At 67.4% G+C, this 12,052-nt stretch carries 7 protein-coding genes and 2 pseudogenes; 5 read left to right on the top strand and 4 right to left on the bottom strand.

Annotation, left to right across the window (positions count from 1 at the left end):
• Window positions 1-2 precede the first annotated feature (2 nt).
• From CLT75_RS13035 to drmB, 3 genes are read left to right on the top strand one after another with little or no spacing between them, the layout of a single operon-like run.
• On the top strand, window positions 3-1,580 hold the full coding sequence (locus tag CLT75_RS13035) for a nuclease-related domain-containing DEAD/DEAH box helicase (protein ID WP_486485345.1): 1,578 nt from the start codon (window positions 3-5) through the stop codon (window positions 1,578-1,580).
• Window positions 1,577-4,693, top strand: coding sequence for a helicase (locus CLT75_RS13040; RefSeq protein WP_135241017.1), 3,117 nt, complete (start codon window positions 1,577-1,579; stop codon window positions 4,691-4,693). The genes CLT75_RS13035 and CLT75_RS13040 overlap by 4 nt, the downstream gene beginning before the upstream one ends.
• Before the next feature lie 11 nt (window positions 4,694-4,704).
• On the top strand, window positions 4,705-6,498 hold the full coding sequence (gene drmB, locus CLT75_RS13045) for a DUF1998 domain-containing protein (protein ID WP_135241018.1): 1,794 nt from the start codon (window positions 4,705-4,707) through the stop codon (window positions 6,496-6,498).
• Between the two features lie 47 nt (window positions 6,499-6,545).
• Here the strand turns inward: drmB and CLT75_RS13050 are convergent, their stop codons facing one another.
• On the bottom strand, window positions 6,546-7,433 hold the full coding sequence (locus tag CLT75_RS13050) for a helix-turn-helix domain-containing protein (RefSeq protein WP_135241019.1): 888 nt from the start codon (window positions 7,431-7,433) through the stop codon (window positions 6,546-6,548).
• A 144-nt stretch (window positions 7,434-7,577) separates the two neighbouring features.
• Here CLT75_RS13050 and CLT75_RS13055 point away from each other — a divergent pair, with 144 nt between their 5' ends.
• Window positions 7,578-8,918 (top strand): IS701 family transposase, encoded by a 1,341-nt coding sequence (locus CLT75_RS13055; protein WP_278090470.1) that lies wholly within the window; start codon window positions 7,578-7,580, stop codon window positions 8,916-8,918.
• 21 nt (window positions 8,919-8,939) lie between these two features.
• Here CLT75_RS13055 and CLT75_RS13060 read toward each other — a convergent pair.
• Window positions 8,940-9,221 (bottom strand): annotated as a pseudogene (locus CLT75_RS13060) (NUDIX domain-containing protein); the annotation flags it as partial.
• Between the two features lie 90 nt (window positions 9,222-9,311).
• Between CLT75_RS13060 and CLT75_RS13065 the strand changes: the two are divergent.
• Window positions 9,312-9,988: pseudogene (locus CLT75_RS13065) on the top strand (transposase); the annotation flags it as partial.
• A 615-nt stretch (window positions 9,989-10,603) separates the two neighbouring features.
• On the opposite strand, the gene CLT75_RS32655 reads toward CLT75_RS13065, so the two are convergent.
• Together CLT75_RS32655 and CLT75_RS13075 are read right to left on the bottom strand one after the other, a co-directional pair.
• On the bottom strand, window positions 10,604-10,831 hold the full coding sequence (locus CLT75_RS32655) for a hypothetical protein (protein WP_167796854.1): 228 nt from the start codon (window positions 10,829-10,831) through the stop codon (window positions 10,604-10,606).
• A gap of 60 nt (window positions 10,832-10,891) precedes the next feature.
• Entirely contained in the window at window positions 10,892-12,037 is a 1,146-nt protein-coding gene (locus CLT75_RS13075; RefSeq protein WP_135241021.1) for a class II histone deacetylase, read from the bottom strand.
• Window positions 12,038-12,052: the final 15 nt, after the last annotated feature.

Consider the following 12,052-nt stretch of genomic DNA (forward strand, 5'->3'; position numbering starts at 1 on the left):
AGATGATCCCGGCCCCTGAACGGTTCGGGCACATCGACTCGAGAGCCGAGGCTCGTGTCGCCGGACTGCTCGCACAGGTGGATCTCGGCCGACCGGCCACCTGTTTCTACTCCTTGCATCTGCCCCGCCACGAGTACAAGCGAATGGCGGAGATCGACTTCCTGATCGTAACCCCCGATCTGATCATGATTCTGGAGGTCAAGGGCGGCCGTCTCGCCCGCCGCAACGGCATCTGGAGCTTCACCGACCGCTTCGGGGAGTCACGCGAGAGACGCGAGGGGCCTTTCGAGCAGGCCCGGACGGCGATGTTCGCCTTGGAGAACGACCTCACGCGCAGGCTTCCCGGACTGACAATCCCCTTCGGAGCGGTCGTCGTGACACCCGATCAGGCACTGGGCCCGGACCTGGAGTGGGACCCCGCCGAACACATCGGCCCCGCAGCCATGACCGTTTCAGGCTTGGAACGGGCACTTCGGACAGCCCTGTCGTTCTGGCGTTCAAAGGCGCACCGGTCCGTCCGGGGCGGCGACTACCACGAGGTGCTGGCGATCCTGCGGCCCGACTTCGACCGGATTCCACGTCTGTCTCTCATGATCCCCACATACGAGAACGACTATCTGCACCTCGCCCGTGAGCAGTACGACATGCTGCGTGGCAGCGAGGTCAACGACAGGATCTTCTGCACCGGTGGTGCAGGCTCCGGAAAGACGCTGCTCGCCGTGGAGACCGCGCGTCGCGCCGCGCATTCCGGTGCCTCGGTGCTGTTGACCTGCCGCTCGCCGCGCGTCGTCGAGGTCATGCGACGCTCACTCGGCGACGCTGACGTCGACTGCACCGCCTGGGCGGACGTGAAGGGCCGCCGACCCGCAGATCTGCTCGTGGTGGACGAGGCCCAGGATCTCCTCAACCTCGACGACTGCCTGCAGCTCGACGAACTCGTCGTCGGCGGCCTACGCGCCGGCCGGTGGCGCATGTTCAGTGACCCAAACAACCAGACGGGAATCCACGGATCGTTCGATCCCGACCTCTATCGAGAGATCGCCGCTAGCGCGAGCCGCTACCAACTCCCATACAACTGTCGCAACACCTCCGCGATCGTGACGCAGACCCAACTCATGACACGTGCGGACCTCGGCGTCGCCAGGGTCGGCGAAGGGCCGGCCGTCGAGTACGAGCAACCGTCGACGGACGCCGACACCGCCGCCCTGCTGGACGCCCGACTGAGAAGGCTTCGTCGCGACGAGATCGACCTGGCCGAGGTGGTCGTCATCACGCTGCGTGACTCCACGGAGGACAGTGCCGCACGACGGACCAAGGCCTTCCGAACGGGCCAGCTCGCTCCCGTCGGTCCCGGCCCGACGACCTCCGACAGGGGCGTGGCTGGACTCACCACCGTCCAAGACTTCAAAGGCCTCGAAGCGCAGCACGTGCTGGTCGTCGACATCGACGAGGTGGCCGATCCGGCCGCCAGGTCACGCCTGTACGTGGCGATGACCCGACCACGAATCTCACTCTGGCTCGCGGTCGGCCCACTGGCCTGGCAGCAGCTGACCACAGCGCCTCAGGAGAACCTGCGATGACACGGCAGAGAACGTTCGTCGAGCTTAGAGACGAGACGGTCGCACATCTACGGCGTCAGTACGAAGGGCCGGCGGAGGGCGACCTGGAGATCCTCTCCAACCGGCCGGACCGCACATATCTCGTCGGCACACTCTTCCCCTGCGGGCCCGCCGCCCAGGACCTGGACGGCGGCATACTGGGCGACGACGACCACGAAGAGGGCCTCGACGAGCCCGTCGAACTAGCCAACGCATGGCGCCCCGCCTCCGCCGCCGTCTCCTTTCTTCATGACGGCACGCAGGTCGACTGTCGCGTCGCCGCAGCACGATATGAGAAGACGGCCGATGGTGAGGGCTGGGCGCGCAGACCACTTGCCGAACCGTCGGTGGTGTTCGAACCGGGTACCGCGCCGGTCACGATCTTCGACGGCGCCGCGAGGCTCAGAGCCGTCTGGCGCCAGCTCGGTGCCGCCTGGCTGGTGACGGTCGCGGTGGAGAACCGCGCGCGCCACGACGACGCGGACTCGCCGCCGCCGACCGAGGACTGTCTCTTCCAGGTCCACCTGCGATGCGAGGTGGAGGGTGGCCGAGTGCGTCCCTACCCGTCGATGTCACTTCTCAGCGATGACCCGGAGGACCAGGAACTGCAGCTGATGTATCGGCATCGACGTGTCTACGGCGTCGGCCACGGCTGTTCGGTGACATGGGACGGCGATGACGCCGGGGTCACGGCGGTGGCTACGGAGATGCTGCCGCACAGCATCGTCCCGGGCGTCTCACCGGGGTCACGGGAATCGTCCGTGTTGAGTCTGCGCTTCCTCGCCGACGAGTCGGTCAGCACGGCGACCCTCGCTGGCGAGCTCGACGCGTTCGTCGACGCCTACTCCGCCTGGATCCTTGAACGGCGAGCGGAGGCGACCGACCTGCCACAACGTCATACAGCAGCCGCCGTCAGACTGTTGGGTCGGATGGAGGTCGCGCGCGACAGGATGCGGGAGGGCGTCGCACTTCTCGCCAGCGACGACGGTGCCGTCGCACTAACCTCCTTCCGCCTGGCCAACAAGGCCATGCGGGAACAGATACTGCAATCCCTACAGGCCAAGACATCGCCCGGCCGACGCGGACAGGAGTTGGCGAAGCGTCCCGACGACGTGGCCGAACCGTCCTGGTATCCGTTTCAGCTGGCCTTCCAACTGCTCACCGTGGCCTCCACCGCCAGCCCTCGGCACGTGGATCGAGACGTCGTCGACCTGATCTGGTTTCCGACCGGTGGTGGCAAGACAGAGGCATACCTCGCCCTGGCCGCCTTCGAGATGATCCACCGGAGGCTCACCCTGGACCAGCGAGGCGGCGGCACCGCCGTCCTCACCCGCTACACGCTACGGATGCTGACGGCCCAGCAGTTCCAACGCGCCGCGACGCTCATCTGTGCACTCGAGCAACTTCGTGAGCACGAGCCACAGCTGCGCGGAACACCCGGTTTCTCGATCGGGCTATGGCTCGGCGGCGAAACCACCCCCAACAGCTTCAAGGTCGCTCATGAGAGGGCGCGCGCCCTGCGCCGAGCATCCGAGCCCGACAACCCGTTTCAAATCAATGACTGCCCGTGGTGCGCAACGCCGCTGTTTCCGCGTCGCCGGTCGACCGACCCGACGGCCTACGGGGTGCGGTCTACCGCTCACACCTTCGAACTGTTCTGCCCCCACGAGGAGTGTCCGTTCCATACGGAGCTGCCGGTCAAGGTCGTCGACCAGCAGATCTATGCCGAGCCGCCGACCCTGCTAGTCGCCACGGTCGACAAGTTCGCGGGACTTCCCTGGCACAAGGACGCCGGCGTCGTCCTGGGACGTGACGATTCGCCCTTCGCGCCACCAGGCCTGGTAATTCAAGACGAGCTGCATCTGCTGTCGGGTCCGCTCGGTACCACGGTCGCCCTGTACGAGTCCGCGATACTCGGCCTCATCGGGTGGAACGGCGACAAGCCTAAGGTCGTGGCATCGACGGCGACCATCAGGTCCGCACCAGAACAGGTAGAGCGCCTCTACGGCTCCCCGGTAGCGCTGTTCCCGCCCAGTGGGCTCGACGCCGACGACAGCTACTTCGCGCACACCGACCTCGGGTCGCCCGGACGCATGTACGTGGGGCTCATGCCCCAGTCCTTCACCCAGTCGCGAGCCACCGGGTTGGCGTGCCTGGCGCTGCTCGAAGCTCCGATGCTGGTGTCGGATGACCCGAGAGATCTGGACGCCTACTGGACCGTCATCGCCTATCACAACTCCCTTCGAGAACTCGGACGTACAGTCACGATCGTTCGTGACGACATCGACTCCCTGCTGACGAGCAGGGCCGACAAACGCGGTGCCAGGGCGCGACGGGTACGCGGTGGGGGCATCATCGAGCTCACCAGCAACGTACCTCCCAGCGCCTTAATCAAGGGTTTGGCCCGCCTCGGGCGACGCGTCGATCAAGGCGACGCCGTCGACCTGGCCGCGACGACCAACATGCTGTCCGTCGGAATCGACATCAGCAGACTCGGGCTGATGCTCATGAACGGTCAACCGAAGACGACCGCCGAATACATTCAAGCCACCAGTCGTGTCGGTCGTTCCGAGGTGCCCGGTCTGGTAGTGACGTTGCTCCGCGCCGGCAAGCCCCGTGACCGGTCTCACTACGAGTCGTTCCGGGCCTTCCACGAGTCGCTGTACCGCCACGTCGAGCCCACCAGCGTCACCCCATGGTCGCCGGCCTCCCGTGACCGTTCCCTGCACGCCGCACTCGTCATGCTGGTCCGCCACGGTGCCGGCTTGCGGACCAACGATGAGGCAGGGGACTTCCGGGCGGCCGACCCGTCCATCAAGAAGGCGGTCCGCATCCTGCTCGACGCCGTCGCCCGCAGCGAACCGGACTCCATCGGCGAGACGACCGCCGAGGTGCAGAGCCTTGTACACGAATGGGACCGCAAGGCCCATCGCGCCAAGGACCTCGGGTTGAACCTGCGATACGACAGTAGCGACAACGACCATCCCGTTCTGCTGTGCGAATTCGGCGAACGCCGTGACGCCTGGCAGACGATGCGCTCGATGCGGTCTGTGGACCGCAACGTCCGCGTCGTCGTGATCGGAGAAGCCCTGTGAGAACCACGCGATTGAGTCAGACGATCACACCGTTCGGTGTCGGCGCCGTCCTCGACGTCCTCGGTGAGTCACTGATGGCGGCGGACATCAGCCGCTGGCCGATCGACGAGACCCGGCGGATCGTCTCGCGGCGATTGGAGGAACGGCTCGGGGTCGCCGAGCTGCGCAGCCCACCGAGCGTCCCGTCGTATCCGTCCAAGCGCACCCCGGGCGTACTCTACGAACGCTTCCCCAGCTGGCTGTTCTGCCAGGACTGCCGCCGGATGCACCGGGTGCGGCATCACGACGAGACCGGAGAACCGCCTCGCTGCAAACACTGCAAGGGGCCGATGGTTCCGATGCGATTCGTCGTGGTGGGTGCCGAGCGCGGTCACGCCATGGATGTGCCCTGGGTGCGGTGGGCTCATTCCGAACCCCATGACGAGGCGCAGCGGCGGTGCAAGGCACAGGAACTGTTGTTCCTCACTCGAGCCGGCAGGTCGGAAGGGCTCGCAAGCCTAATCGTCCGCTGCATCGCCTGTACAGCCGAGCGGGACCTTGGCGATCTCACCGCCCGCGGGGCGTTGGCGCGGATCAACGTCCGGTGCTCCGGATCGCAGCCCTGGCAGCAACCCGACTTCAACTCCTGCGATGAGCGTCTCGAAGTCCTCCAGCGGGGAGCCACTAACGTAACGCTCAGCGAGACCACCACGGCGCTCGACATCCCCGAGCCCTCGATCCCCGTTCGCAACGAAGAAGCTGAGATCAGGCAGCACCGGAACTTCGAAGACCTCAGATCGGCGCCTACAGGGCCGTACGCCGAGATGTTCGTCAACCTGATCTCCGAGAACCTCAACGTCAGCGTCGAACTCGTCCGCCGCGTCGCGAGCAATACCGCCGGCGAGGCACGGAACCCGAACGGGGAACGTGAGGGCCTGCTCACCGACGAGTGGCATGCCTTCAGGCAAGCGCTCGAGGACCCCGGAGAGAAGGTCGGTATACCGACCTTTCTGATCTCCTCGACGCCCTTCCTAGGCGAAGCCCCGGACGCCGAGCAGCAGACACTGGCTAGCGCCGTCGGGCATGTCGTTCTGGCACACAAACTCCGCGAGATACGAGTTCTGCACGGCTTCCGCCGCTATGACCTACAGGCCGACATGGTCGACGTCGACCTGGGCCCCCGCGGACGTGCCCGCTGGCTCCCCGCCGTCGAATCGTTCGGTGAGGGCATACTGCTGACCCTCAACGAGAGGCGGCTCACCGAATGGGAGCAGCTGGAGGCCATCGCCGATCGCGCACTCATTCTCGAACGCCGGCGGCGAGATTCGCCCATCGGCTCGAGGTTCGCCGTGGCGACCCCACGGATGATCCTCCTGCACACCCTCGCCCACATACTGATGCGTCAGCTCGCCTTCAGTTGCGGCTACTCCGCCGCATCACTTCGAGAGCGCGTCTACGCATCCACCGATAGCTCGCCGGAGTGCGGCGTCCTCATCTACACCGCCGCCGGAGACTCGGAGGGAACCCTGGGCGGGCTGGTCCGCCAGGGCGAGGCACCGAGGCTGGCGAGGACGCTGTTCGCGGCTCTGGAGAACGCAGCGTGGTGCTCCTCGGATCCGCTGTGCCGCGAAAGCCGCGGCCAGGGCCTGGGGAGCATGAACCTGGCCGCGTGCCACGGCTGTGCCCTAGTTGCCGAGACCTCGTGCGAGCGAGGGAACCTTCTCTTGGACCGCGTTATGGTGGTCGGCGACGGGGTTACGCCTGGCTACTTCCAAGACGCTGTCGCAGCTGCGCAGTCGGCCGCCGCCAACTACGCCGCCGGTTGACGACCCCGTACGGGAAACGGTCGCGAGATGGCTGCAGCCGAGGACCGCTACCTCCAAGGAGGTGCGGTGGCGCCCATGCACTCGTTACAACTCGCCGCCAGCCGGGCGAGCCTGCCGACACGATCAGCGGAAAGCTCAACCACTGCGTCGGGCGCCGCATCGAGATGGCAGACCTCCAGGTAGAAGACCTCGTCGGCCGGGGCGTCCGCGCCGGGGTGTCCACGTCGGCACGTTCGGCAGGTGAACTTGTCGCGGAGGAAGACCTGCCGACGTAGGTCCTCTGGGAAAAGTCGCTGTGACGGATGCAGCAGATCCGCCTCCCGCATCGACACCAGTCGGTGCTCCCCAGCGCGCAAGTCCGGGGCGTCCGCGTCCGTCTCGATCGGCAGAAGGTCACGGTTCCTGATCTGACGGGCGACGGTCGCCCCGGTCTTGCCGCGAGCGACCCTGTCCAACTCGTCCGCCGTCACGGCGGTCCTCACGAGCGACCGGAGTAGCGTAAGCACACGCTCGTCGACCGGACCGTTCATTTCTCGAATCGACGTGACCGTACGGAAACGGGCCTGCCGAGCAAGGTCGGGACTCTCGGCGAGTAGACGGTAGCGGCCGCGACCCTCCTCGATTTCGTACCCGTCTTCCCACCGAAGTTCACGTATCCGGCGAGCCCACTCCCCGATGCCGGATACGGCGGCTATCTCGTCGCTACCCACCCATTCGCCCAGATGCTTCGTCAGATGCCGGAGGATCCGTCCACGAGCCCCACCGAACTCCGATCGCGGACGCCGCCCGCGGTACGCCCGAGTCACAGCGACTCGAAGATCGGTTAGAGCCTCGAGGACCTCCTCCTGAGAACGCTCGGCAGCCACCTCGTCGGCAAGGGCAGCCAACTGCGCGACCGCGGCACGAAAGTCATCAACCGGGTCCGCACGCGTCACCCGACAACCTTAATACTTCGGCGAACGGGATCGATCGGCGCTGTTGGGAATCCTGGTTAGTACGGCAGCCGCCGTTTGAGATGTCGCTGGTGGGGCCGGGTAGACGAGGTGCGGCCACCGCGTGATCGTCTGTCTGCTGTGGACATGACTTCAGATCTGGCGGTGGCCGCGTGCCACAGCGTAAACCCAGACCGGTGGCGGCAAGTCCTGACCGGGGTGTGCGATGCGTTCGCGGGACGCTTCGGGCGGGTCGAGCCGCGTCGGACGGCGACGGCGTTCGTGACAGGGCTGCTGGCCGACATCGAGGTCAAGACGTGCTGGCAGTTGGCGGAGCGGGCCGGGCATGCCCGGCCGGACGCGATGCAGCGGTTGTTGTCTCGGGCGGTGTGGGATGCCGATGCGGTCCGCGACGATGTGCGGGCGGTGGTCGTGGGCCGGTTCGGTGATCCGGACGCGGTGCTGGTCGTGGACGAGACCGGGGACCTGAAGAAGGGCGTGCACACCATCGGAGTGCAACGCCAGTACACCGGCACCGCCGGCAGGATCGAGAATGCGCAGGTGGGGGTGTTCTGCGGCTATGCCAGCCGGCATGGGCACACGCTGATCGACCGCCGGGTCTACCTGCCGGTGTCGTGGACCGATGACCGGGACCGATGCCAGGCCGCCGGGGTTCCCGACGAGGTCGCCTTCGCCACGAAGTCCGAGCTGGCCGCCGACATGATCACCGCGGCCGTCGACGCCGGCGTCCCGGCCGGGTGGGCGGCCGCGGACGAGGCCTATGGCAACAGCAGCGTCTTCCGTGCCCACCTACGCCACCACCGCCTGGGTTATGTCCTGGCCGTGTCCCGCAGCCACCTGGTCCCACTCGACGGCGGCAAGACCCGGGTTCGGGCTGACCGGGTCGCCGCCGAGCTGCCGGCCTCGGCGTGGCAACGTCGCAGCGCCGGTGCCGGGTCGAAAGGGCCACGCTTCTACGACTGGGCCTGGCTCGACGACGTCTGCACCGACGCCGACCCCGACGACGGCGGCCACCACAGCCTCCTGATCCGCCGCAACACCACCACCGGTGAGCTGGCCTTCTACCGCTGCTGGACCCCGCAACCGGCCACCCTGGCCCAACTCGTGCGGGTCGCGGGCATCCGCTGGACGGTTGAGGAGAGCTTCCAAGCTGCCAAGGGCCAGGTCGGTCTCGACCAGCACCAGGTCCGCCGCTGGGACTCCTGGCACCGGTTCACCACCCTCGCCCTGGCCGCCCTCGCCGTCCTGGCGATCTGCGCCGCCGACGCCGCCGACCACAACCCGGCCGACACCGGACTGATCAAGCTCACCGTCAACGAGGTCCGGCGCCTGATCAACGCCTGCATCATCCGCCCGCTCAGCAACCTCGCCCACCGTCTGCGCTGGTCAGACTGGCGGCGCCAGCATCAAGCCCGAGCCCGCCAAGCCCACTACACCCGACGCCTCAACCTCGAACTCCAGCCATGATCCCGAACGGCGGCTGCCGTATTAGTCGAACAATCGGCCTACGAGGGCGCCTTGGCCGGACTGCAGGACGTGGGCGGCCTGTAACGGTGTCCAGAAGCACTCGAAGCGGGTGGGCTCCTGCTCGCCGTCGTGGTCTTCCTGGCTCGCCCGTCGTTCGGGCGTCGCTCCGTGTAGCGCCAGCGCGAAGACGTGCCGACGTTGGAACTCGAAGCGGAGCGCGCTGATGTCGTACTCGATCTCCCCCAGCTTGCGCACGGCGGTGAACCCCGTCAGTCCGGTCTCTTCGCGGGCCTCGCGCAGCGCTGCGTCCGCTGGGCCTCACCCCGGGCGGACGCAGCCGGGTCTGTAGACGAACGGTGTAACTCCTGATCAAGGGGCAGCACTTGATGTCTGATGGATCGACGATCGCCGGTGGATACTGCCGCGGTGGCGAGGAACGTGCCGGGGCAGTCGGTGGAGGGTGTCGACGGGGAGCTGGCCGCCCAGCTGGTGGAGCAGGCTCGTGCGGCTGAGTTACAGCTGACCGGCGATGAGGGCTGCTGCAACAGCTGACGAAACGTGTCCTGGAATCGGCGCTCGAGGGTGAGGTCACCGATCACCTGGGCTATGACAAGGGCGACGCGGCGGGCAAGAACAGCGGGAACTCCCGCAACGGTATACGAACCAAGTCCCTGCTCACCGACGTCGGCCCGGTCGAGATCGACGTTCCGCGTGACCGCGACGGGTCGTTCAAACCGCAGATTGTGCGCAAGCGCCAGCGCCGGTTGTCTGGCGTTGACGACATGGTCATCTCGCTGTCGGCCAAAGGCCTGACGACCGGGGAGATCCAGGCCCACCTGGCGGAGGTGCATAGCGCCGGCGTGTCACGGCAGACGATCTCCACGATCACCGACAAGGTCGTCGAGGGGATGACCGAGTGGCAGAACCGGCCCCTGGACCCGGTCTACCTGGTCGCGCTGGCCGGGGCGACGGCACATCGGTTGGATGGTCACGCCCTCGGCCGGGCGCGCGATCGCGTGGTCAGCGTCGTAGCCAGCCTGGGCGAGGAGGTGTTGCCCGGCGGGGAGGGTGAGGGTCCAGGACGGCAGTTCGATGAGGTCGAGCCGGCAGCGCAGGTGCTCCGTCAGCGCCCGGCCTCGGCCGGTCCGCTGGTGCGTGGGGCGCACGGCCAGAAAGGCGAGGTGGTAGTGCGCCGTAGTCGGTTGTCGGCTGTCCATGATGTCGTCCAGGAGACGAAAGCGCTCGGCGTGTGGGCCGGCGGCTGTAGCGAGGCGCGTGGCGTAGTCGGCCGGTGGTGGAACAGGCCCGTATTGGTGGAAGCAGACGGTGGCGGCGGTGAGGTCGCTGGTGATGTGCACGTCGCCGTAGAACATGGCGTGTTCGACCCAGATGGCGGCGACGTCGGCCAAGACCCGGCCTCGTTGTTCCTGGTCGGGTATCAGCCAGGCGGCGATGGGAGTGGGTTGGAGGGCTTCGGCGATCACCGTGGCGACGATGTCCTGTTCGCGCCACCGCGCGGCCCGGATGTGGTGTGGCACCTCGTGCCCTGCCTTTCTCTTGCTGCCTTTGTCGTCGTGCTGGTTGGGGTGGTCGGCGGTCGGGGACGGGAGAGCCGCTGCCGCCAGCCACGAGGGCCCGGTCGCTGCGCCTTCCCTCTGAGCGCGGCGGCTGGTCGGCTTGTCATGTCACTGCAGGCGGGTCACGGCTGCGGTCGTGGTACGTGGGGTGGGCATGTCGGTGACGGTCCCGTAGCGGCCGACGAGCCGGGCCAGGGGGGTGGTGGTCTCCTCGGTGGCGCCGACGTCCAGCACCCGCTGGTTGGTGCGGATGTCGAGTCGGTTCAGGACCGTGTGAATGCTCGGGTTCAGTAGTAGGTGTATCGGCCCGGCGTGGGCCGGCAGCGTGGTTGTCATGGCGTCCTCCGGATGTCGGCGTGGCGGGTGATGCCGGTGGCGTCAGGTGCTGGTGCTGCCTTACCGGGAGCCGGTGATGCTGGTGGCGGCTGGGCTGATCCGTTCGACGAGCTGTGCGGCTGCCGCAATCACCTCGCGCTGGTGGGGCAGGAAGGGTTCGGCGGTGTACCCGGCGACGACGGCGGCGAGGGGGTCGGTGACGTGGGTGGTGGTGCCGGTGAGTTCTTCGAGGAACGCCAGGGCGCAGTAGGGGGTGTAGAAGGGGCTGTAGCCGCCTTCGTGGGCGGCGATGAGCCGGCCGTGGCAGAGCCGGTCCGCGGCGCCGACGAGCAGGCGGGTCATCTCTCGGTAGGAGGCGGCGGTGAGCATCTGGCGTGCCAGGGGGTCGAAGACGTTCGCGTCGAAGCCGTTGGCGAGCAGGATCAGGTCGGGGGCGAAGCGGTCCAGCGCCGGGAGAACCACCTGGTGCATGGCGGTCAGGTAGGCGGCGTGGCCGCTGCCGGGTGGTAGGGGCACGTTGAGGGCGTAGCCGGTGCCGTCGCCGGTGCCGTTTTCGTGGGTCCATCCGGAGTCGGGTGGGAAGCAGCCGGCTTGGTGCAGGCTGATGGTGAGCACGCTCGGGTCGTCGTTGAAGATGGCCTGGGTGCCGTTGCCGTGGTGGGCGTCCCAGTCCACGACCGCGACGCGGGCGAGCCCGAGTTCGGCTTGGGCGTGGCGGGCGGCGACGGCGATGTTGTTGAACAGGCAGAAACCCATCCCCTGGTTGGCGGTGGCGTGATGGCCGGGTGGTCGGACCAGGGCGTAGCCGTTGGTGATGTCGCCGTGGGCGGCGGCGGTGACGAGTTCGATCAGCCCGCCGGCGGCGAGGCGGGCGATGTCGTAGCTGCCGTGCCCGACCGGCGAGAAGCCGTCTCCGGCGTCGCCTCCCCCGCCGCGTAGGTCGCTTTGGGTCTTGATGTGCTGGACGTAGGCGGCGGTGTGCACGCGGGTCAGTTCGGCGACGGTGGCTCGGCGAGGCTCGATGACCATCAGCTCGCCCAGCAGCCCGCAGGCGTGGATCAGCTCGTGGACGCGTCGCTTCGCGTCAGGGTTCTCGACGTGCACGGCGGGTTGGACACCGGCGGTCGGGTCGGCGGGTAGCAGGCCGGCGCTGGTGCCGGTGTCGTGCCACAGGTACTCGGGATGGAAGACGTATCCGGTGGTCATGATGGTTGCCCTTCG

It is taken from the genome of Micromonospora sp. CNZ285 (assembly GCF_004637285.1).

Excerpts from the sequence above, each read along its gene's own strand:
- CLT75_RS13075 (WP_135241021.1), bottom strand. The coding sequence starts at position 12,037 with ATGACCACCGGATACGTCTTCCATCCCGAGTACCTGTGGCACGACACC.
- CLT75_RS32655 (WP_167796854.1), bottom strand. The coding sequence starts at position 10,831 with ATGACAACCACGCTGCCGGCCCACGCCGGGCCGATACACCTACTACTG.
- CLT75_RS13040 (WP_135241017.1), top strand. The coding sequence starts at position 1,577 with ATGACACGGCAGAGAACGTTCGTCGAGCTTAGAGACGAGACGGTCGCA.
- CLT75_RS13035 (WP_486485345.1), top strand. The coding sequence starts at position 3 with ATGATCCCGGCCCCTGAACGGTTCGGGCACATCGACTCGAGAGCCGAG.
- CLT75_RS13055 (WP_278090470.1), top strand. The coding sequence starts at position 7,578 with ATGACTTCAGATCTGGCGGTGGCCGCGTGCCACAGCGTAAACCCAGAC.